Genomic DNA, 25,146 nt, shown 5'->3' on the forward strand with positions numbered 1-25,146 from the left:
TCCCGTGGGCCCCGCTGAGCGGGGCGCGGTCCTCCGGATTCGCCGCGTCCACAGATCGAGCCCACGCCGTGGACGGCGGCTCGCCCACAAGCTTCAGCAGGTACTCGACTAGGAGAAGTAATGAACGGGAGTTTCCTCTACTCGGCCGTGCGCACCCCCTTCGGCCGCCACGGGGGAGCCCTGACCGGGGTCAGGCCGGACGATCTGGCCGCCACTGTGATGAGCGCGCTGGTGGACAAGACCCCGCGACTGGAGCCGGCACGCATCGACGAGGTCGTGTTCGGCAACTCCAACGGTGCCGGTGAGGACAGCCGCAACGTCGGCAGAATGGGCGCGCTCCTGGCCGGTCTGCCCGTCACCGTTCCGGCGACGACGGTCAACCGCCTGTGCGGGTCGAGTCTGGACGCGGCGATGATCGCCTCCCGCACCGTCGAGACCGGTGACGCGGATCTCGTCATCGCAGGCGGTGTGGAGTCCATGACCCGCTCGCCGTGGGTGCTGCCCAGGCCGCAGAAGCCGTACGCGCCGACCGACGCCACACTGGTGTCCACCACGCTCGGCTGGCGGCATGTGAATCCGCGGATGCCGAAGGAGTGGACCGTCTCGCTGGGTGAGGCCAACGAGCAGCTCCAGGAGAAATTCGGCATCTCCCGCGAGCGCCAGGACGCGTTCGCGCTGCGTTCGCACCGGCTCGCGGCCCGGGCGTGGGACGACGGTTTCTACGAGCCGCTCGTCACCCCGGTCGCCGGCGTCGTTCTCGGGCGGGACGAAGGGATCCGCACCGACACGACCCTGGAGAAGCTCGCCTCGCTCAGGACGTCGTTCCGGTCCGATGGAACGATCACGGCCGGCAATGCCTCCCCGCTCAGCGACGGCGCCTCCGCCCTGCTGATCGGCTCGCAGCGGGCCGCTGACCACGTGGGCGTCCAGCCACTGGCGCGTATCGCCGGGCGCGGTGCTGCCGCACTGGAGCCGCAGATGTTCGGATACGCGCCCGTCGAGGCGGCCGAACGCGCGCTGGCAGGCGCCGGTATCGACTGGGGCGACGTCGGCGCGGTGGAGCTCAACGAGGCGTTCGCCGTGCAGTCGCTGGCCTGCATCGACGCGTGGGGCATTGACCCGGAGATCGTCAACACCCGCGGCGGCGCCATAGCCCTCGGTCATCCGCTGGGCGCGTCCGGCGGCCGGATCCTGGGCACCCTGGCGCACGTGCTGCGGGAACGCGGTGCGCGGTGGGGCGTCGCCGCGATCTGCATCGGAGTCGGACAGGGACTCGCCGTGGTCCTGGAGTCGGTGTGATCGAGACCTGCCCGGACACCGACAGCGCGGTGCGTGGCATCGCCCCGGGATCCACCGTGCTCATCAGTGGATTCGGAGGCGCGGGCATGCCGTTCGCCCTGGTCGATGCCCTGTGCCGGACCGAGGTCGGTGACCTCACCCTCGTCAGCAACAACGCGGGCAACGGCACCACGGGCCTGGCCGCCCTGCTGGCCCGCGGCATGGTCCGCAAGGTCGTCTGCTCCTTCCCCCGGCAGAGCGACTCCTACGTCTTCGACGAGCTGTACCGAGCCGGCAAGGTCGAGCTCGAACTCGTGCCGCAGGGCACCCTCGCCGAACGCATCCGCGCCGGTGGCGCCGGGATCGGCGGCTTCTACACCCCCACCGGGGCCGGCACGCCCCTGGCTGAGGGCAAGGAGACCCGCGTCATCGACGGACGGGACCACGTCCTCGAATTCCCGATCAAGGGCGACATCGCGCTGATCCGCGCCCACCGGGCCGACCGCATGGGCAACCTCGTCCACCGCAAGACGGCACGCAACTTCGCCCCGATCATGGCGGCCGCAGCGACCCTCACCGTCGTCGAAGTCGACGAGATCGTTCCTGTCGGCGCTGTGGACCCCGAAACAGTCGTCACGCCGTCCATCTACGTCGACCGGCTCGTCGCCGTCGACCGGCTCGTCGCCGTCGACCGGCTCGTCGCCGTCGACCGGCTCACGGAGGCGACCGCATGAAACTGCTCACCGACCGCACGGTGGAGCATACCGACCGTGGACCGCTCGACCGCGTCGAACTGGCCGCCCTGGTGGCGCGGGACATCCCCGTCGGCGCCTACGTCAACCTGGGTATCGGACAACCCACTCTCGTCGCCGACCATCTGCGGCCGGAACAGCAGGTCGTCCTGCACACCGAGAACGGCATGCTCGGCATGGGCCCCCAAGCGCACGGTGACGCGGCCGACACCGATCTCGTCAACGCCGGCAAGATCCCCGTCACCGAGCTGCCCGGTGCCGCCTACTTCCACCACGCCGACTCCTTCGCCATGATGCGCGGCGGCCACCTCGACGTGTGCGTGCTCGGCGCGTTCCAGGTCAGCGCCGCCGGGGACCTCGCGAACTGGCACACCGGCGATCCGCACGCCGTACCCGCCGTGGGCGGCGCCATGGATCTCGCCATCGGGGCCAAGCAGGTCTTCGTGATGATGACCCTCTTCACCCGTCAGGGAGCCGCCAAGCTCGTCGACGCCTGCACCTACCCCCTAACCGGCCGCGGCTGCGTCAGCCGCATCTACACCGATCGCGGTGTCTTCCTTGTCACCTCCAGTGGCATCGAGGTCCGTGAAACCTACGGCACCACGGTCACCGAACTGGGCCAACGGCTTTGACACCCGGGCCGAACGCCGTCAGCCGCAGAGCCGACCGCTCTTCTGATGCCTGACGGTGAACCTGATGGAGGCAGGACCCATGACGAACGCGGACCCACAGCGGCGCCGCCGGATGACCCCGGTACGCAGAGCCGAGATCTACGAGGCGGTCCTCGCCCTCCTGAAGGATGTCGGCTACGAAGCCCTGACCATGGACGCAGTCGCCATCCGGACAGGCTGCGGCAAGGCGACCCTGTACCGCTGGTGGGGTGGCAAACCCGAACTGGTCGTACGAGCCATTCGACACGAGTCGCCCGAGGCCGCTCCCGTGGCCGATACCGGCTCACTGCGTGGTGATCTGCATGCCCTGTTGGCCCTTGAGGACGACCGCACGATGGAGCGGCGCACAGCCCTGCTGCGCAGTGTGGCGATGGCAGTCAACCACGATCGAGTACTTCTCGAAGGAGTACGCAGCCATTTGGTAGGCCCCCAGACCGCCGCTGTCAGACACGTGATCCAGCGGGCCATCGGCCGAGGTGAAGTCGCCGCCGACTGCGCAGCCCTGCCCTTCGTGACAGAGGTGACGCTGGGGGCTCTGATCGCGCGCACCCTCTTCGAGGGCGAACCACCGACGCAAGTCTTCCTCGCCGCCTATGTCGATGCCGTGCTCGTCCCGGCGCTCACCGCTCCGGCCAGGCGTAGTTGAACGGGCTTCGAGAGCCGTCGGCCCAGGGTGCCGTCAGCCGGCTGACCAACCCGCGGTGAAGCCAAGCACGAACGCCGCCGCCTCGTACCGGTACGAGGCGGCGGCGCGGTCGGTGATCTACTGGAAGTAGATGTTGTAAGCGATGAAGACCGTCAGACAGAACACCGCGAAGGCGAGCGTGTGCCGCACGATCGGGGGGATCCGACGTCGTTCGGGGTCGACCCGGGGCGTGGTCCGGGGCTCCGCGAGCTGACCGCCGCGCCGCAGGACGGAAGCCTCGACGCCGCTCACGATGCGGTCGGCCTCGGCGAGCCGCCCGTTGGCGGCCAGCCAGCGCGGCGACTCGGGCACCCGGGCCACCGCGTACAGGCCGACCAGCACCGGAGCGCCGCCGATGAGCAGCATCGTCCGGAACGCGGTCTCGTGGGACATGGCCGAGATGGCCGCGGAACCGAAGGCGGAGGAAGCGAACAGGCCGAGGCTCGGGCTGAACACGGCGAGCACGATGAGCGGCTTGCGGCGAGGCGATGCCGCGGACTCGCGGACCACCGCACCGAGGGCGGTGATCATGGCTCCCAGGCCGATCCCGAACAGGGAACGGAAGACCATCAGGCTCGCGTAGTTCCACGCCAGCCCCGACAGGGCGCCGAACGTGCCGTACACGACGAGGGAGATGGCGAGCGCCCTTCTGACGGCCAGGCGCTTCGCGACGATCCCGGTGAGGGGGCCGCCCAGGACCGCGGTGGCCATGGCGATCGCGCCGGCCCAGCCGGCCTCGACGCGGCTGAGGCCGAACATGTCGCGCACCGCGGGGAGCAACGGGTCCATCAGCGTGAGATCGAAGGTGCCGAAGATCCCTGCCAGGGCGAGGACGATCGCCATCTGCAGGTGGTAGCGCGTGAACGGCAGCCGCTCCAGTCGGGCCGCTATCCGATCGTCGGCCGGGAGGATGTCGGTGGACTGCTGCTGCGGGGTCTTCGTGTCCGGGGGCTGCGCACCGGACCTCTGTGCGCCGACGGCTCCCGCTGTTTCGTTGCTCACGGTTCCTCATCCCGCCGCTGTGCGCGGCCTGGTGCAGGCGTCCGCCACGAGACCGGTCCGGCGCTCCTCCCGTGGAGCACCGAACCGGTTACCTGATCAGGTGTGAGGACGCCGGTGGCGGGGGCGGCGGGGCGGTCCCGCTGCCTGGGTGATGTGGATCGTCTCCGGCGACGGTCGCCGACGGATCAGGCAGAACGTCCCGCTATCTCAGGCCGGCCTCCCGGGCCGCCGCGATCCGCGCGGCGAGCCGCGGCACCAGCACGGCGGCGTTGGCGTCCAGTGCGGCACGCTCGGCGTCGTCGAGGAAGGCCAGGCCCGGAGCAGGGTCCGAACCCTCCTCGGGCAGAGGGCAGTTCGGCCAGTCGGTGCCGAACACGAGCCGGTCGGCCGGCACCACCAGGCGCGTCCCCCGGTAGGCGAACTCGTTGTTGGCCAGACCGGTGTCGTAGTAGAAGCGCGAGAGGTACTCGACCGCCCCCGCGGGGGCACGCTCGGCGAGCTTCGGCGCACGCTCGGAGAGCGAGCCGATCCGGTCCGCGAGGAACGGAGCCGTGCCGCCACAGTGCGCTATCTGCCAGCGGATGCCGGGGTACTCCTCCGCGACGCCGCCGTAGATGAGGTTGGTCACCGCGCGCGTGGTGTCGAAGGGGAACTCGTACAGCCACGGCGGGTGCTCCAGCGCCTGCCCGTTGCCCGGCATGGTGGGGTGCACGAAGACATAGGCGCCCCGGCGGTCCAGTTCGGCGTAGAGAGGGGCCCAGCTCGGGTCACCGACGTAGGTGCCCTTGTAGTTGGTCATCAACAGCACGCCGTCCAGTCCCAGGACGTCGAAGCCGTAGGCCAACTCGGCAAGCGCGGCGTGGAGGTCGGGCAGTGGCAGCACCATGAGTCCGGCGAACCGGTTCGGGTGGGCACGGACCGCCTCGGCGACCTCCTCGTTGACCAGCCGCGCGCGCTTTCCGATGTCGGCCGGGTCGCCGAAGAAGACGCCCGGGGCCACCGGCGACAGCACCGCGCCGTCGATCGAGTAGCGGTCGATCATGCCCAGCAGCGCCTCAGCGGAGACGAAGGGCGGGGCGGGCATACCGGGCGGCGGGGGGCAGCTGGCGGTGCTCAGGTGGACGTGGGTGTCGATCCTCATGCCGGCTTCACGCAGCGGTTGCGCTGCACTCCCAGGCCGGTGATCTCGCCCTCCATGACGTCGCCGGGCACGAGCCAGCGGTTGCCGTGGTGACCGGCGTTGCCCGCCGGGGAACCCGTCAGGATCAGGTCGCCGGGGCTCAGCGCCACCAGCGTCGACGCGTGGGCTACGAGTTCCTCGACCCCGTGGATGATGTCGCTGACGCTCTCGTCCTGCATGACCTCACCGTTGACCTTCAGCGTGATACGCAGATCCCGGTAGTCGGGCACGAACTCGCGCGGCACGAAGTAGGGACCGGTGGGGAAGAAGGTCGGCCGGACCTTCGACGCCAGGAAGTCGGTCATCCCGGAGCCGGAAGCCCGCATCACCTCACGGGTGCTGATGTCGTTGGAGATCGTGTAGCCGGCCACGTGGTCCAGCGCCTTCTCCACCGGGATGTAGTGGCCGCCACGGCCGATGACCACGGCGAGCTCCAGCTCCCAGTCGTGCTGCTCACCCGGACCCCACAGCACGACGTCGTCGGTCGCCCCGCTCAGAGCGCTCGGCAGCCCCGCGAAGACGAACACCCCGTTCGTCTTGCGAGCGATCGCGAACTTCCGCCCCTCGGCGTGCAGCTCCTCGACCGGCCGCTCGTCACCCCGGTTGCGGAGCATCGCGGCGTGCATCTGCTCCAGATGCGTGTAGTAGTTGGCGCCGCCGCACAGCACCTGGCCGGAGGCCACCGGCGGGAGCGGGCGGAGGCTGTCGAGCGCAACGCCTTCGCCGGAGGGCGCCGAGGCTAGCTCGCGGAGCCGGCTCAGGGACGCGTCCCAGTCGTCCAGCATCGACCGCGTGTCGCTGAACTCCGGCCGCAGGTCGTACACACGACCGTCAATGACCAGACCGGGAAAGGCGACACCATCGGTGCCGGCGAATGTTCCGAGTCCAAAACTCATGGGGCACACCTTGCGTGATCACGGGTCCTCATCCAAGACCCTGTTGAATGAATGGCGCCGATAGCAGTTATTCACGGCGTGCATGTCGCCAGAATTCCAATCGGCCGAGATGGCGATCGCTCAGCTGGCGACCGGGTCGAGAAACCGCCGCCGGAAGTACAGCAGCGGCGCACCTGCCGCCTCGTCGACCTCCGCGTGGACCACGCGGCCGATCAGGATGGCGTGATCTCCGCCGTCGTGCACGGCATGGGTGACGCAACTGACCCTCGCCAGAGCGCCGTCGAGAGCGGGCAGTCCGTCCGCGGCCTGTCGCCAGCGCCCCTCCTCGAACTTGTCGGTCCGCTTCTCCGCGAAACGCATGGCGACATCGGACTGGTCCGAGCCGAGTATGTGGATCGCGAAGCGCCGGCTGTTCACGAACGCGTTGTACGACTCGGCGCTGCGAGCGGGGCAGACCAGCACCAGCGGCGGGTCCAGGGCCACCGAGCAGAACGCGCTCGCGGTGAACCCCCAGGACCGCCCGGAGTCGTCGGCGGTGACCGGTACGGTGACACCGCTTCCGAATTGCGTCATCGCATTACGGAAAACATTGTTGTCCACCACGGGAAAATCTCCTCCTTCGTCTGATCCGGACGATAGCAATGAAATATCGGCCACGACCTGGACCGAGGGCGGCAGTTATTCATCCCTGGTATGAGGGAAGGAAATGCCCGAGCCGACTGTTCACGGGCAGCATTCAGCACGACGAATACGAAAAGGCCGGTCGGACCCCACGGGAGAGCAGCTCACCCCCGCCTCGGTCGGGCGAAGCGGAGGCTGCGGCGCGTCGGGGGCTCAGACCGGCGGAGCGATGAAGGCGCTGCGGTCGGGGTCGTTGAAGGCGTGGTCCCCCGTGTCCTCTTCCTTCGGGTTGTTCGCGGTGCCCCACTGGTCCGCGACGTTCTCCTTGGAGGGGTCGTAGACGTGCGGGTGCCAGGTGTCCTCGTCGAGCTGCTCCAGCTCCGTGGTGTACTCGATCATGTTTCCCTGCGGGTCCAGGAAGTAGCTGAACGTGTTGTCACCGGCCACGTGCCGGCCCGGGCCCCACAGGTACCTGGCCCTGCCGTCCTTCTTGACCCGGCCCGTGCCCCGCATGTACTCGTCGATGCCGCGCATCTCGAAGGACATGTGATGCACCGACATGTGCGGGCACTGGGCGATGCCGATGGAGTGGTGCTGGGAGTTGATGCGCATGAAGTGCATCGCGTTGCCGATCTTCGGGTGCTGAATCGTGTCGGACAGCCGGAACCCGAGGTGGCGGGCGTACCAGTCACGCGTGACGTCCAGGTTCGGAGAGTTGAGCACCACGTGCGACAGCCGCACGGGGATCGACTCGCGCTCCTCGATACGGCGGTGCTTGCGCGGGGAGACGTCGGCGCTGACCTCCACGGTCCGGCCGTCGACGTCGAAGAAGCGGAAGCCGTAGCCGCCGCCGGGGGTGTCGATGCGCCCCGGCTGCGCGATCAGCTTGACGCCGTCGGCGAGCAGCTGCTCGGCCAGCGTGTCGACGTCCACCGTGGTCGCGGCACCGAAGGCGACCAGGTCCAGCCGCTTCTCCTCAGCCTTGCGCACACGCACGATGTACTGTTCCGGACTGCCCTCGGCGGCCAGAAAGGCGATCCCGCTGTCGTCCGCGACCTTGGTCAGGCCCCAGGCACTCGAGTAGAAGTCCAGCTCCTTGTCGTAGTCCGGCACGGCGATGTCCACATGCCGCAGATGGGTGAGCAAACGGTCGGTCATGATCGTCCTTCGGTGATCGACGGTGGTGCCGCGGAAAAGGCTCCGAATTGAAAGCCGCTCTGGCGATTTACGCCCTGCGGCGGATACCCTCTCCTCGCCAACTGTGCCAGCCGTGGCGGACCATTTGAAATGCATCCCCTGAATGTCAGGCATGCATGGCATCACTGGCGCCCACCCAATACCGTGCCGTTGGGGCATGGTCTCCGACCTGGGAATATTCATCCGAGAAATGTCGGATATCGATGCCGTGCGTTTGCCGTACGCGCAGGCCTGAGCGCAATGTAGGTCGCATCGTCGCGGAAAAGATGCGCCTGCGACGCAAAAGCCCGGAATAAACGGGTCCGGGCTTGGAGGGACCAGTCGAGAACGCCCGTCGTCACCTTGTCGGCCGTCGGATCGCGCGGGCCGCCGCTCCTCGCCCCACCCGATCTCGATCCCCCCACTGTTCAGAGAGTCTTGCGTCCTAGGAGGGCCCATGTCGTACCAGAGCGTTTCCGAGCCACCTCTGTCGGAACCGACCTCTTCGGGACGGGGAGGCGCCGAGGCCGCTCCCACCCCCGCCGAACTCGTCGCGCGTGCCGAAGAGCTGGTACCGGTCCTCGCCGAGCGTGCGGCCAGGACCGAGGAGCAGCGACGCGTCCCGGACGAGACAGTCCGCGATCTGGTCGACGCCGGGCTGATCCGGATCGCCACGCCGCAGACCTACGGCGGACACGGCGTGGACATCGACACCCTCTTCGAGGTCGGCTGGCGGCTTGCCCAGGGCTGTGGAGCGACCGGCTGGTTCTACAGCGTGACCCAGAGCCACAACTGGCTCATGGGCACGGCCTCCAAGGAGGTCCAGGACGAGTACTTCGCCTCGCCGGACGTGATCTCCTCCTCCGCCTTCGCACCCACCGGCAAGACCGAGCAGGTTCGGGACGGCTGGCAGATCTCCGGCCGCTGGCCCTTCTCCAGCGGGGTCGACCACGCGGAGTGGGTGTGGCTCGGCGCGATGGACATCCCGCGCAAGCGGCAGGCCTACCTCCTGGTCCCGCGCAGCGAAATCAAGATCGTCGACGACTGGTACCCGGCCGGGCTGCGGGGCACGGGCAGCAAGAGCGTCGTCATCGAGGAGTCCGTGTTCGTCCCCGAGTACCGGGTGTTCTACCCGGGGCCGGCTCATCCCGAGGCGCGGGACCGGCACGGGCGGGCGTCCTACGCGATGCCGCAGTCGCAGGTCATGCCGATCTGGCTGTCCACGCCGCTGGTCGGAATGGCGCAGGGTGCCATCAAGGAATTCGCAAGGCGCACCCCGGAGCGCCGCCTGCCGGGCGGGCGCAGCCACGCCGACCTTCCCGGTCCGCAGCTGCGGCTCGCGGAGTCGGCCGCCGAGGCCGACGCGGCGATGGCCCTGCTCCGTACCGACCTGCGCGACCTGATCGAGTTCGGCGCGGCCGGCAAGCAGCTGACCGACGAGGAGCGCGCCAGGTTCCGGCGCAACCACTGCTACACCGCGAAGCTGGCCGTCAGCGCCGTCAACCGGCTCTACGACGCCTCCGGCGCGAACGCGATCCTCGACCCCAGCCCGATCTCCCGTATCCACCGCGACGTCAACGCCGGCTCTCACCAGATCGCGGTGGCGTGGGACAACATCGCCGAGCTCTACGGCCGGGTCCTGCTCGGCGTCGAGCCGAACATGGCCATGTGGTGACGGTCTGAGGCCCACACCGGCACGGTCGGCAGCGCAAGCGGGACACATCTCAAGGAGAGAAGGCAGTCAATGAGTTCGGTGGAGATCAACGGCGGCATCGTCGTCTACGAGGTCCTGGGCGAGGAGGACGGGATCCCGGTCGTCCTGACTCCGGGCGGTCGCGCGCCCAGGGGGTTCCTGCGGTCGCTGGGTGGGCTGCTGGCCGAGGGCGGGTTGAAGGTCCTCATCTGGGACCGGCCCAACGGCGGTGAGTCGGACATCCAGTTCGGTGACCGCTGGCCGACCGAGTCGCACATGCACGCTGACACCCTCCAGCAGCTGATCAAGCACCTCGGCTGGGGACCGACCGTCGTCGTCGGCGCTTCAGCGGGCGCCCGGGTCTCGATCATCACCGCGCTCGAATACCCCGAGATCACCCGTGGGCTGTTCCTCTGGCACATCGCCGGCGGCATCTACCCCACGCTGGCGCTGGGCAACGCCTACATCGTCGAGAACATCACCACGGCCCGCAAGGGCGGCGTCGAGGCCGTGATGGAGCTTCCGCACTGGAAGCAGCGGATCGAGCAGAACCCCCGCAACAAGGAGCGGTTCGAGGCGCTGTCCAGCGAGGAGCTCATCAGCGTCCTCAAGCTGTGGCTGTCCGCCTTCATCCCGACTCCCGGCCAGGTGATCCCCGGCGTCCGCGACGACGAACTCGCCACGATCAGCGCGCCCACCGCGATCATCCGCAGCGGCGAGAACGACGAGGAGCACCCGCTGCTGACCTGCTACTCGGTCCACGCCCTGATCAAGGGCTCCAAGGTGGTCGAGCCGCCGTGGGAGGAGGACGCCTGGGAGAAGGCCTTCGCCAACACCCTCAAGACCGGCGGCCCCAACAACGCCTTCGCCCTCAACGACAAGGCGGCGCCGCTGATCCTGGACTTCGCCCGCACCACCGGACCGGGCGCCGGCGCCTGACGCCGGGTCCGAGGTCCCGAGGAAGGAATTCACATGGACACCGTCTTCGAGCACGCGAAGACGGCGATCGCCCGGGTGCGGGACGGCGACACCGTGATGTGCGGTGGCTTCGGGCCCGCCGGGCTTCCCGTTCGCCTGATCGACGCGCTGCTAGAAAGCGGTCGGCGTGATCTGACCATCATCAGCAACAACCTCGGTCAGCCGGGCAAAGGCCTGGGCGCGCTGCTTCGCGCGGGACAGGTCCGCCGGGTCGTCGGCTCGTTCTTCTCCGGCAACCCCGAGGTGGCGGCCGCCCAGCGGGACGGCGGCCTGGAGGTGACCCTGCTCCCGCAGGGAACGTTCGCGGAGGCGATCCGGGCGGGCGGCGCGGGCATCCCCGCGTTCTACACCCCGACCGGTGCCGGGACGGTACTCGCTGAGGGCAAGGAGTCACGGGTGTTCGAGGACGGCCGTACGTACCTTCTCGAACGCGCGCTCATGGCCGATGTGGCCCTGGTCCACGCCAACCGGTCCGACCGTCTCGGCAACCTCCTCCACCGAGGTGTGGCGCAGAACTTCAACCTCGCGATGGCGACGGCGGCACGCCTGGTCATCGCCGAGGTCGACGAGGTCGTACCGACCGGTGAGCTCGCTCCGGCGGAGATCAGCACCCCTCATCTGTACGTCGACGTGGTGGCGGTGCCCCAGTGAATCCCAGCGACATCAAGAACCTGATCGCCCGCCGTGCCGCCGCCGAGCTGCACGACGGGGACGTGGTCAATCTGGGCATCGGCATCCCCACCCTGATCCCCACGTTCCTCGACGGGCGCCGGGTCCATCTCCACAGCGAAAGCGGCCTGTTGGGGGTGGGGCCGCCGCCCTCGCCGGACGAGTTCGACCCGGACCTGGTGGACGCCGGCCGGCAGCCGGTCACCGCGGCGCCCGGCGCATCCTGCTTCTCCAGCACGGATGCCTTCGCCATGATCCGCGGCGGCCACGTCGACGCGACCGTACTGGGAGCCCTGCAGATCTCCCGCCGAGGCGACCTGGCGTCGTGGATGGTGCCGGGCCGGGACGTCCTGGGGGTCGGCGGCGCGATGGATCTCGCCATCGGCGCCCGGAAGGTCATCGTCGCCACCACCCACCGTGACTCCGCCGGCCGCTCCAAGCTCGTGCCCCAGTGCACCTACCCGCTCACCGCCGAGGCGGTGGTCGACACGGTCGTCACCGAACTCGCCGTCCTCGACGTACGCGACGGGCAGCTGGTGCTGCGCGAACTGCAGCCCGGCGTCACGAAGGACCACGTGGCCGCGGCCACCGAGGCGCCCTTCGACTCGGCGATCTGATCCCGCCCCTCCATCGGCCTCCATCGACAGAAGGAATCCACCATGCCCGCACCCGACATCCGCCGCGTCGTGACCGGACACGACAGCGAGGGCCTCGCCGTCATCGCCAGCGACCGGCTGCTCGACGAGCCGAGCAAGTTTGGCCGTGTCATCTGGACGACCGACACCAGCCCCGTCGACAACACGGACCCGACGGACGGCGCGGAGCGCAAGGTCGGCGTGACCGCCAAGGGCGGCACCGTGTTCCGCATCGGCGAGCTCGAGCCCGGCCACCGCTCTCCCATGCACCGCACCAACTCCATGGACTACGCCATCGTCCTCGGCGGCGAGCTCGGCCTGGAGCTCGACAGCGGGGAGCAGACCAGGCTCAAGACCGGTGACGTCGTCGTGCAGCGGGGCACCAACCACATCTGGTTCAACGACACCGACGAGCCCGTGGTCGTCGCCTGGATCCTGATTGACGCGGAGCCCGTGAAGATCGGCGACCGGGTGCTCGAGCCCACACCGCTGCACCGCCCGAGCGACAGCTGACACAGCCGGCACCACGCCCGGCGGGCGACCGAGGGCTCGCCCCGGCCCACATGCCTGGGAGAACACGCAGGGCCGCCGCCCTCATCGAGAGGCCCGCAGCCCTGGGTGACGACCGTTGATCTGTTGGCCCCTATCTGAGGAACCCGCATGAGCACCGTTACCGAGCATCAGACCGCCCCGTCCCAGCCCCTGTGGGAGGGGAAGATCTTCAACGGCTCCTGGACGCAGGGCGCGAACGGCACCATAGAGGTGACCGCTCCCGCGACCGGCCAGGTCATCGCCACGGTGGGCGCCGCCTCGCCCGCCGACCTCGACGCGTCTGTCGCGACCGCGCGGGTGGCCCAGCGCGCCTGGGCCAAGCTGCCCTACGACCAGCGGGCGCAGGTCTTCCGCAAAGCGGCGGCCTTGCTGGAGGCCGACCCGGGCCGCATCCTGCGCTGGCTGATCCCCGAATCCGGTTCCGCCGCGGGCAAGGCCGGCTTCGAGGTCGCCGGCCTGGTCGTCGGCGAGCTCCACGAGGCCGCCGCGCTCAGCTCCGAGCCGTACGGCGAGCTGCTGCGAAGCTCCAAGCCGCGGCTGTCCCTGGTGCGCCGTCTCCCCCTCGGCGTGGTCGGCGTCATCTCGCCCTTCAACTTCCCCGCCATCCTCGCCATGCGATCGGTGGCGCCCGCGCTCGTCCTCGGCAACGCGGTGATCCTCAAGCCCGACCCGCGAACCCCCATCGCCGGTGGTCTCGCCCTCGCCGAACTGCTCGCCGATGCGGGTCTGCCCGAGGGACTGCTGCACGTGCTGCCCGGCGGAGCCGATGTCGGGCAGGCGCTGGTGGCCCACCCGGACGTGCCCTGCATCTCCTTCACCGGCTCCACCCCGGCCGGCCGCGCCATCGGTGCGGCGGCGGCGCCGCTCCTGAAGAAGGTCCACCTGGAGCTCGGCGGCAACAACGCGCTGCTGGTCCTGCCCGACGCCGACCTCGACGCGGCCGCCTCGGCGGGAGCCTGGGGCTCGTTCCTCCACCAGGGTCAGATCTGCATGACCACCGGCCGCCACCTGGTGCACTCCTCCGTGGCGGAGGAGTACGTGGCGAAGCTGGCCGCGAAGGCCGACGCGATCCCGGTGGGCGACCCCACCGACCCCGGCAACGCCCTCGGCCCGATCATCGACGAAGGCCAGCGCGACAAGATCCACGACATCGTCACGCGCAGCGTCGAGCAGGGCGCGGTCCTCGCCGCCGGCGGCTCCTATGAGGGCCTGTTCTACCGGCCCACCGTGCTCGCCGGGGTGCCGCGCGACTCGGCCGCCTTCACCGAGGAGATCTTCGGCCCGGTGGCGCCCGTCACGACGTACGAGACCGTCGAGGAGGCCATCGACATCATCAACTCGTCCCCCTTCGGGTTGTCGGTCTCCGTCCTCACCCAGGACGTGTACGGCGCCCTCGAACTCGCCGAGCGGATCGACTCCGGGGCGGTCCACATCAACGACCAGACCGTCGACGACGAGGCCGCCGCCCCCTTCGGCGGCACCAAGGCCTCCGGCACGGGCGGCCGGTTCGGCGGCAAGGCCAATCTCGACACCTTCTCCGAGGTGCAGTGGGTCACGGCGCAGGGCGAGATCCAGCGCTACCCGTTCTGACCCTGTCGACACCCGCAGGACAAACCAGCTCCGGGGGCACGACGGCCCTGTCAACTGCCCTGACTCACCCTGTCGTGCTCCCGGCCCCACCGCATACCGACGTCCCCGGACCGCACGCTCACGAGTGCTGCAAGGCAGGCAGCAACACATCGTCCACGAAGCGGACGAGGTAGTCGGTGTCCGCCGTGACACCCTCGAACAGGGGACGTGCCACGATCGCACTCAACATCAGATGAGGCAGGAACCGCGTCGCGGCAGGCCGGCTCGACAACTCCCCACGGGTCACCGCACGTTCGATGACGCGCTTGAGGCCCTCCTCCTCAGGTTCCAGAAGAGACGTGCGGAACGCCTCGGCAAGATCGGCGTCCGTCAGCAAGGCGTGGTGAAGAGCGGCGATGACCATCGTGTCCTGGTCCGGTCCCGCCACCAACTGCTGGAGCCGGGAGAGCAGATCTCCACGCAGAGTTCCTGTGTCGATGCAGTCCGAGGCGACCGGGCGCAGTAGTGACACCGCTGCCACCATCATGCCCGCCTTGTTCCGCCACTGCCTGTAGAGCGTGTTCTTGCTGCAGTGCCCTCTTGACGCGATGAGGTCCATGGACAGTGCGCCGTATCCGACCTCGCGCAGCGCATCGAGCGCCACCATGAGCAGTTCGGACTCCCGCTCAGGCGTCACACGCGGACGGCGGACGATTCTGCGCACTGCTTCGTCGGGCATGTCGGAAATCCCTCGGTGGAACTGAACGGTTCCATACGAAGACTAATGTGCTGGAGCCGTCGGGCCGACTCGGCAGGGGGGAGCGGGGCGCACCGGGCACCCTCACCACAGCGACTGATCAAACTGCGTTCCCGCAGCGTTAAGGCCGCCGTATAGTACGATACCGTAGCGTACTTTAAGCTTGGATACGCCACCATGAACCGCCTCCACATGGCCAGGTGGTGGTTGGCCCGGGTCGGTCGGCATGCGAGTTCACAGCAGTGGCGCGTGACCTCGTTCATCGCCGGACCGTCCGCATCTCTGGGTCCCTCGGCCGGCCGGGGGACCCGAATGGCCGCCACTGGTTCCGGACGGCACGCAGAAGAAGCACGAGTTCCATGAGTGAGGCCACGGTGCAGAGAAGTCCCCAGGTACTCAGCGGCAGACAGACGAACCTCGCGTTCGTCGCGATCCTGCTGGCCATGCTGATGGCAGCGCTGGACCAGACCATCGTCTCCACCGCTCTGCCGACCATCATCACCGAGCTGGGCGGGTCCGGGCACATGGCCTGGGTCGTCACGGCCTACATGCTGGCCGAGGCCATCTCGACGGTGCTGGCCGGCAAGTTGGGCGACCTGTTCGGCCGTAAGTGGGTCTTCCAGATCAGCGCGATCGTCTTCCTCGCCGGGTCGATCCTCGCGGGCGCCTCGACCAGCATGACCATGCTGATTGTGGCGCGTGCGATCCAGGGCATCGGCGGCGGTGGCCTGATGGTCACGGCCACGGCGCTGATCGCGGATGTGATCCCGCTGCGCCAGCGCGGCAAGTACCAGGGCGCACTCGGTGCGGTCTTCGGCGTGTCGACGGTGCTCGGCCCCACCCTGGGCGGCTTCTTCACCGACAACGGCAGCTGGCGCTGGTGCTTCTACGTCAACGTGCCGATCGGCATCGTGGTCCTCATCGTAGTGGCCCGGGCCATCCCGCAGGTGAAGGCCGCGATTCGCCCGGTGATCGACTACGCGGGCATTGCCTTCGTGGCCCTGGCTTCGTGTGCCCTGGTGCTCGCTCTCGAGTGGGGCGGCAACGAGTACGCCTGGGGCTCGGCGATGATCATCGGACTGCTCGTCGGCTCCGTCGTGCTGTACGCCGCCTTCGTATGGGTGGAGTTGCGGGCCGAGGAGCCCATGCTCCCCATGACGTTGTTCCGGCAGCGGGTGTTCACCGTATGCGCGATCCTCAGCTTCATCGTCGGCTTCGCGATGATGGGCTCGATGTCGTACCTGCCGACCTATCTCCAGTACGTCGACGGAGCGTCCGCGACCTCGTCCGGGCTGCGCACGGTGCCCCTGGTGCTGGGTCTGCTGGTCACCTCGGTGATCTCCGGCAGCGTGATCAGTTCCACCGGCCGCTACAAGGTCTTCCCGATCGTCGGTTCGGCCCTCATGGGTACCGGCCTGTATCTGATGTCCACGATGGGTCCAGGCACCGGCGTGTGGCTGGAGTCGCTTTACATGCTCCTGCTGGGAATGGGCATGGGCTCGGCCATGCAGGTCCTCACCATCGCGGTGCAGAACACCGTCCCCTACAGCCAGATGGGCACCGCGACGTCCGGAATCACCTTCTTCCGGTCCATCGGAGGATCGTTCGGCACCGCGATCTTCGGCACCCTCTATCAGAACCAGCTCGCCGGTGAACTGCCCACGGCACTGCGCCAGAGCGGTGTGTCCCAGGAGGTGGCCGGGAGCGCGTCGGTACTGTGGAAACTACCGAAGGCCCAGATCACCCCGGTCCTCAACGCCTATGCGGACGCCCTCACCTTCGTCTTCCGCTGGGTCGTCCTCGCGGCCGTCGTGGGCTTCGTGGTCGCCTGGTTCCTCAAGGAAGTACCACTGCGCGACAGCGCCCGGGCCGAGGCGGCCGACATGGGAGACGGCTTCGCCGCCCCCGACTCACAGGACAGCGTCGCTCGGCTCGAACGCGAACTCGCCGCCGTCATGGGCAAGCTAAAGGACGACCCGGCAACACGCGAGGACTTCCTCACCGCCTCCGGGAGCGGCCTGGACCGCAGCCAGGCATGGGCACTGGGCGAGATCTACTGGTACGACAAGCTCAAGGGCGAGGCATCCCAAGACGCCATCGCCGAAGCCCACAGGGTTCCCCCTGCGGCCCTCACCCCCCTGTTCGACAAGGCAGTACGGGCGGGACAAGCCGAACGTGACGGTGACGCACTGCGGCTGACCTCCGCAGGAGAAGCCGAATTCGACCGGCTGCGCGCCTCGTGGCAGCGCTGGCTCGACACCCGCCTCCAGGACTGGGACCTGACCGACCCCGCCGACCGCGCCCTGTTCGACCAGGCCGTGACCAACATCGTGACCAGACTCATCCTCGAGAACGAACCGCCGGGCACGCTGATCTCTCAGGCCGCGGAAACCGGGAGCTAGCAGGCCGGCCACTTCCACGGCGACGTTGCGCGGCAGCCGTCGGCTCCCGCGCAACGCACGCCGTGGCCCATTCGGGTCGGAAAGGGCTACGGCCTTCACTCCCGCGTACCCGCATCCGTACTGAAGTTCCCCATCCGACCAGGAGATGTCGTGCCTCGTAGTCGCCCCGAGCCTTCAGCCGAGGCCTCAGAGACGATCAAGCCGCCGAGCAATGGCGAGTTGCTGGCCGGCATGCTCGGGATGACGCTGCTGGTCCTGCTGCTCGGTGTCGTCGCTGACTCCGTGGCATGGCTCGTGGGCTTCATGGTGTTCCTCCCCGCAGCGGCGGCGGCGCTGTGCACCGTCCGCCAAACAGTGTTCGTCTGCGCCTGGACGGCAACTGCGGCCACCCTCATCTCCTTCGTCTGGGGCGGAAACCGGGGATCGCTTCTCGACGGCGTCCTGATGACGCTCTTCACCGTGTGCCTGGGAGGCGCGTCGGTCTACGCCTGCCGCAGGCGCGTCCAGGGCGAGCAGGACATGCTCCGGCTTCGCTCCACGGCCGGGGCCATGCAACGGCAGATCCTGCGGCCGCTGCCGCTCGTCACACCTGACGTCCTGGTCCACGGCTTGTACGAACCCCTGCAGGAGGACCGGCTCGTGGGCGGCGACATCTACGATGTCATCGACTCCCCCTGGGGCACCCGCGTACTTGTCGGAGACGTACAGGGCAAGGGACTGGCCGCGCTGGGCGCCGCGTTCGCAGTCATCGGCGCATTCCGCGAGGCAGCTCACCGTGAACCCACGCTGACCGCACTCGCCGACGTTCTGGACTCGTCCGTCGTGCGGCACAACTCCTACGCCGACAGGGCCGGCGACGACGAGCGGTTCGTCACCGCCCTCGTCGTCGGCATCGATGCCCACGACGAGGTGCAGGCCGTCAACTGCGGACACGTACCACCGCAGCTGCTGCATGACGGCAAGGTGAGCACACCGGACCTCGACGTCGGCGTCCCCCTCGGGCTCGCGGCACTGGCCGAACAACCCGTGACGGTCAGCTGGTTCCCGTTCCCAGCCGGTGCGACCCTGGTCCTCAGCACCGACGGGCTCACCGAGACCCGGGCGGCCGACGGTACGTTCTACCCCCTCGATGAACGCCTGGCCGCCCACACGGATGTCGCCCCGACGACTCTGCCACGGGCCCTGTACGACGACGCCCGCGCATTCGCCCGTCCTGGCGAGCCGCAGGACGACTTCGCCGTCCTGGCCGTCCGCCGTTCCCCACGGCGTGTTGCCCACTGATCACGGCCGGCCTTCTCAGGCGTGCCGGACGCCGTGGGCCAGTGGGAGAACCAGCCGAAAGGTGCAGCCCTCGCCCGCGCCGGTGTCCAGTTCCACACGCCCGCCGTGGCCCTGGGCGATCGCCGACGCGATGGCGAGGCCGAGGCCGCTGCCGCCCCGGTCACGGGAGCGGGAGGGGTCGACCCGGTAGAAGCGCTCGAAGACCCGCTCGGCCTCCTGTGCGGAAAGTCCGGGACCCTGGTCGGCGACCTCGATCACGCCGATCGGCACGGACACGGCCAGGGGAGGGCAGGCGCTGGTCCGGCCGGGCCGGTCGGTTCCGCCGGTGATCGCTCCGGCCCAGGCAGTACCGACGCGCACGTCGACCGGGGTGCCCGGGGGCGTGTGGACGAGGGCGTTGGACACGAGGTTGTTGACGACTTGGAGCAAGCGATCAGGATCGCCCACCGTCTCGACGACCTCCAGTTCGGCGTCCTCGGTACTCGTGTCGAGCGGGCTGAGCGTCACACGGTGCTCGCCGTTCGCGCGCACGGCCGCGGCGCTCACCGCGTCGGCCGCGAGTGACAGCAGGTCGACGGGGTCGCTGCGGTAGGCGGGCTGCTGGTCGAGTTTGGCGAGCAGCAGAAGGTCGTCGACAAGGAGGTTCATGCGCTCGGCGTTGCGGGCGATCTGTTCGTCAGCCTCCCGGCGTTGCTCGGCGGGGCGGTCCGGGTGGCGCAGGGCGAGCTGGGCGAAGCCCTGGACGGTGGTGAGGGGGGTACGCAGTTCGTGTCCGGCGTCGGCGACGAACCGACGCAGCCGCGCCTCCGAGAACTCCCCTTGCTGCAGGGCCTGTTGGAGGCGGTCGAGCATGTCGTTGAGTACGGTGCCCAAGCGGCCGGTCTCGGTGCGTGGGTCGGTGTCGGGCAGCCGTAGACCGAGTTCCCCGGCGGTGATGCCCTGGGCGGTGTGCTCCATGCGGGTCAGCGGCAGGAGGCCGAGGCGGACGACCGTGCGGCCGATGGCGATCAGACCGACCAAGGCCGCGCCCAGGACGATGGCGTTGAGGGCCAGTTGCTTCGACAGGGCTCCTTCCACCGTGTCGAGTGGCAGGGCCACCACGTAGGTGGTGCCGCGCGTCGGGGCTGCGCGCCACAGGACCCGCCATTGGCCGTCCCCCGACTCGGCGGGAATGGTGGTCTCCCGTCCCCGCGTCAGATGCAGCTCGCCCGTGGACCGGGCGAGCTTCGGGCCCGGCGTGCTTCCGCCGCCGAGGGTGCCCTGCTCCTCACCCGAGGCGTTGTAGAAGGTGACCCGGAAGTCCGATGGAAGGGTCCCGGAGTCCGGCACGGGTCGGACAGCGGGGTCGGGGTGTTGTGTGAAGGCCCGGTCCGGGAGGGCGAATTCGGTGAGCTGCTGGTCGACGCGGTTCAGGAGCCAGGAGTGCATCCCCGCGACCCCGATGGCCTGCGTGGTCAGGACCACGGCCGCGGCCAGCAGGGTCACGCCCCACACCAGCCGGCCGCGCAGCGAGCGGGGGCGCAGGGTCCACCGACGCCGGATCACTTGTCGGCTCCCGCGCTGTGGCCCTGGGGAAGCCTGAGGCAGTAGCCGACGCCACGCACGGTGTGCAGCAGGGGCGGATCGAAGCGGTCGATCTTGCGGCGCAGGTATTTGATGTACGTCTCCACGATGCGGCTGTCGCCCGCGAAGTCGTAACCCCACACCTGGTTGAGGATCTTGGTCTTGCTCAGCACCCGGTTGGGATTCTCCAGGAGATAGGTGAGCAGGTTGAACTCGGTCGGCGACAGTTGGATGTACTCGCCGGCCCGGTGCACTTCGTGGGCGTTCTCGTCCAGCTCCAGGTCGGCGAAGCGCAGGATCCCGCTGTCGGTGCCGTCCGGGCCGGACAGGTGCTCCGGGTAGGTCCGGCGCAGGATGGCACTGATGCGCAGGAGCACCTCCTCGATGCTGAACGGCTTGGTCACGTAGTCGTCGCCGCCCGCGCTCAGTCCCGCGATGCGGTCGGCCAGCTCACCGCGGGCCGTGAGGAACAGCACCGGCGTGCGGACCCCGGCCGCCCGCAGCCTGCGGGTGACCTCAAGGCCGTCCAGGTCGGGGAGCATGATGTCAAGGAGCACCAGGCCCGGCCGGCACTCCTCGACCTCCCGCAGTGCTTCCTGGCCGCTCGCGGCACCGAAGACCTCGTAGCCAGACAACCGCAGCGCCGACTCCAGCAGCATGCGGATGCTGGGGTCGTCCTCGACCACGAGGAGGCGGTGCGGAGCGGGCGCGGCAGCCGGGTCGGGCATGGTGCTGTGTGGTCCGTTCTGCCGGGGCCGCTAGTTGGTGCGGGTCTTGGCGGCGCAGTCGTACAAGGTTGTGCTCATACCGCCCATCATGCCGCCTGCGGCGGAGCCGCTCCCGTTGGTGCTGCCGCCATACTCCTTGGCGGGTACCTCGGTGCAGTTGTCGCTGATCCAGGTCGACCGCTTGGCAGCCGCGCTGTTCTCGCCACCCATCCGGGCGCCCATGCCGCCGGATGAACCGAGTACGTAGCGCAGGTCTCCGTTCTTGGTCCATTTGTCCAGCTGCTGCAAGGAGGGAGCGTTGTCGCTGCCGAGGAAACCGCCCATGCCGATCACCGTGGCGTCGCTGTTCAGGATGTAGGCGGCCGCTCCGGTCGCTCCGCCGTCGACGGCGAGGGTGATGCGGGCGCCTTTGGAGTGCTCGGTGGCGTAGGCGAGGATCTTGTGCTGATCGGAAGTGAGGGTGGTGCCGCGGTCCCCTCCGCCGAATCCGCCCGGCCGCTCGGTGAAGCCGCCCGAGCCACTGCCGGTCCCCGGGAACGAGGGCATCGTGCCGCCGGAGCCCGGCCCCGGAGCTGCGTTCCTGCCTGAGCCCGTACCGGGACCACCGCTGCCGCCGAACCCTTCCGGCATCTCGAAGTCTTCGGGCAGATTCCCACCGCCGCTGCCGCCCGGCATCTCGAAGTCCTCGGGCAGATTGCCGCCTCCGCTGCCCCCCGGGATCTCAAAGCCCTCAGGCAGGTTGCCACCGCCGCCACCCGGTACGCGCCCGGAGCCGAAGGACATCGTCACCGGTCCGGCCGTCGGATTCGCTCCGCCCATGGCCGATCCTGAGCCGCCCGGCACGCTCACGGCCCAGGCACCCGGAGCCAGCACGATCGCCAACACCCCTCCACCGAGGGCGGCCACCACCAGCCGTGAATTCGACATCGCCGCGACCAGCAGCCCCACCGAGGCCAGCCCCAGCAGCAGTACCACCCAGGCCAGCCAACCGTGCCAGGACGGAACCCGCCGCATCACGACCACGGCCCAGCCCACGGTCAGCAGGACGGTCCCGGCACCCACCGGCAGTGCCCAGCGGGCCCCGGCTCGATGCGCCCGCGCCAGTGCGGTGACCAGGCCGCCCGTCAACGCAGCGATGGCGGGGGCGAGTTGGGTCGTGTAGTACGGGTGGAACGTGCCTTCCTGGGTGGAGAACACGAGAGCGCAGACCAGCAGCCAGGTCCCCCACAGCACCCACCCTGAGCTCGGCAGTGCTCGGCCCGCCGTGGCGGCGCCGCGCCGACGCAGCACCGCCCCGGTCACGGCCACGGTCAGCGCCGCGGCGCTGACCGGCAGCAGCCAGCTGATCTGGCCGGCCACCTGATCGTTGAACAGTCGCAGCAGGCCCGCCTCACCGCCGAAGGCGCCACCGATGTTGCCCATGCCGCCGCTGCCCGCGCTCTCGCCGAAGATCCTGCCGAGCCCGTTGTAACCGGTCACCAGGTCCCAGGCCCCGCCGTCGGTGCTGCCGCCGATGTACGGCCGGTCGCCCGGCCACCAGGCGACCGTTGCCACCCACCACAGCGAGGAGACGGCGCACACCGCACCGGCGATCAGGAGCCGCCCGGCCCGTGACAGCCAGGTGCCGGTCGCGCCGACCAGCCAGGCCGCGGCGAGTGCCGGCAGCACCATCCAGGCCGCCATCATCTTGGTGAGGAAGCCGCAGCCGATCAGGAATCCGCTCGCGCACAGCCACCACGTGCCGTGTCGGCCCGACTCGGACTGGAGGGCACGCGTCAGCGCGTACGCGGCGGTGACCAGGAAGAGCACCAGCAGTGTGTCGGGATTGTTGTCGCGGTTGATCGCCACGGTGATCGGGGTCAGGGTCATCACCAGGGCGGCGAGGAGCGCCGTACCCTCGCCCGCCCAACGTCGTACCGTGCGGTGCAGCACGAAGACGGTGGCGACCCCCTCCAGCAGTTGAGGCAGGAGCAGCGCCCACCCGTGGAGTCCGAAGATCTTGCTGCTGATCACCTGCGGCCAGAGCGCGGCCGGGGGCTTGTCGACCGTGATCACTCCGGCCGGGTCGAAGGAGCCGAACAGGAAGTTCGTCCAGCTCTGGCCCATGGACTTGACGGCGGCCGAGTAGTAGCTGTTGCCCCAGCCGAGAGAGCCGAGCGCCCAGCCGTACAGCAGCGCGGACAGCAGCAGGATCGCGCCCAGCGCGACGGGGGCCGCCCAGCGCGGCAGGGCTCGGCCGATGCCGGGAAGGCGCGTGACGGTGCCCGAAGGCACCTCGGTGGTGTGTGTCACGGGGAGATTCGCTCTCGGGTCTCGGGGAGGGGGATCAGGACGCGCGGCGGAACACGGCCAGCCGCAGTACCAGGAAGCGAATGCCGGTCACCAGGACCGAGGAGACGGCCAGTACGAGCGTCTCGGCGGCCGCCGACGCACCGGGCACGGCGTCGCGGAAGACCAGGACGGCGGCCGAGGTGATGAGGTAGCCCACGACGAACAGTGCGCCCGCGCCCAGGTGGACGCGTCCGGCGCCGACGCCGTCCGCGGAGTAGCGGAAGGTGAGCCGGCGGTTGGCCTCGGTGTTGAGGAGTGTGAGCACGAGCAGGGAGACGAAGTTGGCCGCGGCGGGCTGCCACCAGCCCCGCAGCAGCCAGTAGAGCAGGGCCTGCCCAAGGGTCGAGGCGATGCCGATGAGGACGAAGCAGCCGATCTGCCAGGCGAGTTGGGAGCGGGCCGCGTCCGGGGCCAGGACCGCGTCGGGGTGTTCGGCGGCCGGTTGCGGGCGGGCCGGAACGGGGACGCGCGCGGCACCGGACGCCTTGAGCCGGGCCATCCGCCACAGGCCCTTGAGATCGTCGGTCGCGGTGCCGACGACGTCCACCCGGGTGTCGACGTCCTCCACCCAGTCGACCGGCACCTCGTGGATACGCAGTCCGTTGTGCTCGGCGAGCAGCAGCAGTTCGGTGTCGAAGAACCAGGCGTCGTCCTCGGTCTTCGTCAGCAGCGGACGCAGCGCCTCGGTGCGGGCGGCCTTGAACCCGCACTGCGCGTCGCTGAAGCGGGCACCGTGGGTGACCCGGATCAAGGCGTTGTAGCAGCGGGAGATCAACTCCCGGCGCGGGCCGCGCACGGTTCGGGCGCCGGGGGCGAGGCGGCTGCCGATGGCAAGGTCGGAGTGGCCGCTGGCGAGCGGGGCGATCAGCGGCAGCAGCCCGTCGAGGCCGGTGGACAGGTCGACGTCCATATAGACGACGATCTCGGCGTCGCTCGTGCCCCAGACGGTGCGCAGCGCGAGGCCTCGTCCTTTGCGTTCGAGGTGGACAACACCGACGCCGGGCAGTTCGTCGGAGAGTTCCCGGGCCACGTTGAGGGTCCCGTCGACGCTGGCGTTGTCGGCCACGGTGATCCGCCAGGGGTACGGCAGCTCGTCACGCAACCGCGCGTGCAGGGTGCGGATGCAGCCGGGCAGCGCGCGTTCCTCGTTGTAGACCGGGATGACGATCTCGACGGTCGGCGTGCGGGTCGCGGCCGGGTCCGCGGCGTCGGCCAGTGTCGGCGGCTGGAAACTCCGGGCCGTACGCAAGCCACTGGTTGTCTGCGTCATGGGTTCCTCGAGGGATGGGGGTCGGTGGGGGCGGCTCCCGCGCACGCCCACGTCCTGGCGGCGCACGGGTCGACTCTGACCTGTGCGACAGGGGAAACGCGGGGAGGAAGCTGGGAACTGACGGGGAGTCCGCTGTCAGTCCCTCCGCCGACTGGCGGCGGGGTACGTCGCCGATCCTTGCTACAGAAGATGAGAGGACGAGGTCAGCGGGCCGAGAATCGGCCGAGAGAATGCTGTGCGACCACCCCGGCGACGGCCGTGGCATGACGTGCCCGTTCGGGCCGGTCCATGGGCCTACGGCATGAATGCCTTCGGCGCTGGTGTGGAGGTCCGTCGGCTGCGTCCCTGAGGGCAGGAGCGTGCTCTCGTCGTTCTGGTCTGCGCGATCGCGGCGATCTCGATGGAGCCACCTGTCTATGAGCTGCTCGGTGGACTATCGACAGGCCTGTAGAGCAAG

General features: G+C 69.3%; 22 protein-coding genes. 12 read left to right on the plus strand and 10 right to left on the minus strand.

Annotated features, from left to right (window positions below; genetic code table 11):
* Nucleotides 1-120: 120 nt before the first annotated feature.
* The 4 genes from ACFWXC_RS01015 (at nt 121) to ACFWXC_RS01030 (ending at nt 3,347) form a co-directional block, all read left to right on the plus strand.
* Nucleotides 121-1,299, plus strand: coding sequence for a thiolase family protein (locus ACFWXC_RS01015; protein ID WP_384470973.1), 1,179 nt, complete (start codon nt 121-123; stop codon nt 1,297-1,299).
* On the plus strand, nt 1,296-2,012 hold the full coding sequence (locus ACFWXC_RS01020) for a 3-oxoacid CoA-transferase subunit A (RefSeq protein ID WP_384470976.1): 717 nt from the start codon (nt 1,296-1,298) through the stop codon (nt 2,010-2,012). Before ACFWXC_RS01015 ends, ACFWXC_RS01020 begins: the two co-directional genes overlap by 4 nt.
* Nucleotides 2,009-2,662, plus strand: a complete 654-nt coding sequence (locus ACFWXC_RS01025; RefSeq protein ID WP_384470979.1) for a 3-oxoacid CoA-transferase subunit B — start codon at nt 2,009-2,011, stop codon at nt 2,660-2,662. Before ACFWXC_RS01020 ends, ACFWXC_RS01025 begins: the two co-directional genes overlap by 4 nt.
* A 79-nt stretch (nt 2,663-2,741) precedes the next feature.
* A complete protein-coding gene (locus ACFWXC_RS01030) occupies nt 2,742-3,347 on the plus strand; it encodes a TetR/AcrR family transcriptional regulator (RefSeq protein WP_384470982.1) in 606 nt (201 codons plus the stop codon).
* Between the two features lie 117 nt (nt 3,348-3,464).
* Here ACFWXC_RS01030 and ACFWXC_RS01035 read toward each other — a convergent pair whose 3' ends face one another.
* From ACFWXC_RS01035 to ACFWXC_RS01055, 5 genes are all read right to left on the minus strand, one after another.
* Nucleotides 3,465-4,388 carry an MFS transporter gene (locus ACFWXC_RS01035; protein WP_384470985.1) on the minus strand — a complete coding sequence of 308 codons (924 nt, stop codon included), beginning with the start codon at nt 4,386-4,388 and terminating at the stop codon, nt 3,465-3,467.
* 202 nt (nt 4,389-4,590) lie between these two features.
* On the minus strand, nt 4,591-5,529 hold the full coding sequence (locus ACFWXC_RS01040; RefSeq protein WP_384470988.1) for an amidohydrolase family protein: 939 nt from the start codon (nt 5,527-5,529) through the stop codon (nt 4,591-4,593).
* On the minus strand, nt 5,526-6,464 hold the full coding sequence (locus ACFWXC_RS01045; protein WP_384470991.1) for a fumarylacetoacetate hydrolase family protein: 939 nt from the start codon (nt 6,462-6,464) through the stop codon (nt 5,526-5,528). The genes ACFWXC_RS01040 and ACFWXC_RS01045 overlap by 4 nt, the downstream gene beginning before the upstream one ends.
* A gap of 120 nt (nt 6,465-6,584) precedes the next feature.
* Nucleotides 6,585-7,037 carry a flavin reductase family protein gene (locus tag ACFWXC_RS01050; RefSeq protein WP_384470994.1) on the minus strand — a complete coding sequence of 151 codons (453 nt, stop codon included), beginning with the start codon at nt 7,035-7,037 and terminating at the stop codon, nt 6,585-6,587.
* 261 nt (nt 7,038-7,298) lie between these two features.
* The gene (locus tag ACFWXC_RS01055) at nt 7,299-8,243 is read right to left on the minus strand and encodes a VOC family protein (protein ID WP_384470996.1); all 945 of its coding nucleotides are present in this window, start codon (nt 8,241-8,243) and stop codon (nt 7,299-7,301) included.
* 475 nt (nt 8,244-8,718) lie between these two features.
* Here ACFWXC_RS01055 and ACFWXC_RS01060 point away from each other — a divergent pair, with 475 nt between their 5' ends.
* From ACFWXC_RS01060 to ACFWXC_RS01085, 6 genes are all read left to right on the plus strand, one after another.
* Complete coding sequence (locus tag ACFWXC_RS01060; RefSeq protein WP_384470999.1) at nt 8,719-9,936, plus strand: acyl-CoA dehydrogenase family protein; 1,218 nt, start codon at nt 8,719-8,721, stop codon at nt 9,934-9,936.
* A 69-nt stretch (nt 9,937-10,005) separates the two neighbouring features.
* Entirely contained in the window at nt 10,006-10,893 is an 888-nt protein-coding gene (locus tag ACFWXC_RS01065; protein ID WP_384471002.1) for an alpha/beta fold hydrolase, read from the plus strand.
* A 33-nt stretch (nt 10,894-10,926) separates the two neighbouring features.
* Nucleotides 10,927-11,583 (plus strand): CoA transferase subunit A, encoded by a 657-nt coding sequence (locus tag ACFWXC_RS01070; protein WP_384471005.1) that lies wholly within the window; start codon nt 10,927-10,929, stop codon nt 11,581-11,583.
* Nucleotides 11,580-12,218 (plus strand): 3-oxoacid CoA-transferase subunit B, encoded by a 639-nt coding sequence (locus tag ACFWXC_RS01075; protein ID WP_384471008.1) that lies wholly within the window; start codon nt 11,580-11,582, stop codon nt 12,216-12,218. The genes ACFWXC_RS01070 and ACFWXC_RS01075 overlap by 4 nt, the downstream gene beginning before the upstream one ends.
* A 42-nt stretch (nt 12,219-12,260) precedes the next feature.
* The gene (locus ACFWXC_RS01080; RefSeq protein ID WP_384471011.1) at nt 12,261-12,749 is read left to right on the plus strand and encodes a cupin domain-containing protein; all 489 of its coding nucleotides are present in this window, start codon (nt 12,261-12,263) and stop codon (nt 12,747-12,749) included.
* Between the two features lie 147 nt (nt 12,750-12,896).
* Complete coding sequence (locus tag ACFWXC_RS01085; protein WP_384471014.1) at nt 12,897-14,378, plus strand: aldehyde dehydrogenase family protein; 1,482 nt, start codon at nt 12,897-12,899, stop codon at nt 14,376-14,378.
* A gap of 118 nt (nt 14,379-14,496) precedes the next feature.
* Here the strand turns inward: ACFWXC_RS01085 and ACFWXC_RS01090 are convergent, their stop codons facing one another.
* The gene (locus tag ACFWXC_RS01090) at nt 14,497-15,096 is read right to left on the minus strand and encodes a TetR/AcrR family transcriptional regulator (protein WP_384471017.1); all 600 of its coding nucleotides are present in this window, start codon (nt 15,094-15,096) and stop codon (nt 14,497-14,499) included.
* Nucleotides 15,097-15,473: 377 nt separating this feature from the next.
* Here ACFWXC_RS01090 and ACFWXC_RS01095 point away from each other — a divergent pair, with 377 nt between their 5' ends.
* Nucleotides 15,474-17,516 carry an MFS transporter gene (locus ACFWXC_RS01095; protein ID WP_384471020.1) on the plus strand — a complete coding sequence of 681 codons (2,043 nt, stop codon included), beginning with the start codon at nt 15,474-15,476 and terminating at the stop codon, nt 17,514-17,516.
* Between the two features lie 150 nt (nt 17,517-17,666).
* Complete coding sequence (locus ACFWXC_RS01100; RefSeq protein ID WP_384471023.1) at nt 17,667-18,797, plus strand: PP2C family protein-serine/threonine phosphatase; 1,131 nt, start codon at nt 17,667-17,669, stop codon at nt 18,795-18,797.
* Nucleotides 18,798-18,812: 15 nt separating this feature from the next.
* Here ACFWXC_RS01100 and ACFWXC_RS01105 read toward each other — a convergent pair whose 3' ends face one another.
* The 4 genes from ACFWXC_RS01105 to ACFWXC_RS01120 are packed head-to-tail and all read right to left on the minus strand — an operon-like array spanning nt 18,813 to nt 24,689.
* The gene (locus tag ACFWXC_RS01105; RefSeq protein WP_384471026.1) at nt 18,813-20,342 is read right to left on the minus strand and encodes a sensor histidine kinase; all 1,530 of its coding nucleotides are present in this window, start codon (nt 20,340-20,342) and stop codon (nt 18,813-18,815) included.
* On the minus strand, nt 20,339-21,088 hold the full coding sequence (locus ACFWXC_RS01110; protein WP_384471029.1) for a response regulator transcription factor: 750 nt from the start codon (nt 21,086-21,088) through the stop codon (nt 20,339-20,341). Before ACFWXC_RS01110 ends, ACFWXC_RS01105 begins: the two co-directional genes overlap by 4 nt.
* Before the next feature lie 30 nt (nt 21,089-21,118).
* Nucleotides 21,119-23,380, minus strand: coding sequence for a glycosyltransferase family 39 protein (locus ACFWXC_RS01115; protein ID WP_384471032.1), 2,262 nt, complete (start codon nt 23,378-23,380; stop codon nt 21,119-21,121).
* Nucleotides 23,381-23,414: 34 nt separating this feature from the next.
* Nucleotides 23,415-24,689 (minus strand): glycosyltransferase, encoded by a 1,275-nt coding sequence (locus tag ACFWXC_RS01120; protein ID WP_384471035.1) that lies wholly within the window; start codon nt 24,687-24,689, stop codon nt 23,415-23,417.
* Nucleotides 24,690-25,146 lie beyond the last annotated feature (457 nt).

The organism is Streptomyces sp. NPDC058683, from assembly GCF_042716195.1.
Lineage (GTDB): Bacteria > Actinomycetota > Actinomycetes > Streptomycetales > Streptomycetaceae > Streptomyces.